This is a genomic window from Pelagicoccus sp. SDUM812005 (assembly GCF_031127875.1).
Lineage (GTDB): Bacteria > Verrucomicrobiota > Verrucomicrobiia > Opitutales > Opitutaceae > Pelagicoccus.
In genome coordinates, this window is the sequence record NZ_JARXIA010000108.1 from 1 (window position 1) to 344 (window position 344).

The 344-nt window shown below is 68.3% G+C and carries 1 pseudogene; it reads left to right on the forward strand.

Annotation, left to right across the window (positions count from 1 at the left end):
- Positions 1–344, forward strand: a pseudogene (locus QEH57_RS25055) (hypothetical protein); the annotation flags it as partial.

Below are 344 nucleotides of genomic sequence, written 5' to 3' on the forward strand. Positions count from 1 at the left end.
CGCCCGCTGCTCGACGAGTTCGGCGAGCCGGACATCTCCGGGGCCATGGTCAACGTGAAGGAGAAGGTCTACGGCTTCTCCCACTACCACGGCCTTCCCGAGCCGCTCTACGACAAGTTCGCCGCCGAGCCGCTGATGCCGGTCTGGGCCCTGGACCTGTATTCCGGCGCGCTCGGCTACATCCTGCTCGCCCTAGGCGTCCTGCTAATTGCAGGAGCCCTGCCGCGCCTGGCCCTGCTGGCCAGCGGTCTGGTCTACGTCTCGCTCTCGGTCGGCCTGGTGCTGCTTAACGAGAGCGGCGGGGTGGCCTGGCTGGGCACCCACGTCCTGCTGGTAGCCCTGGC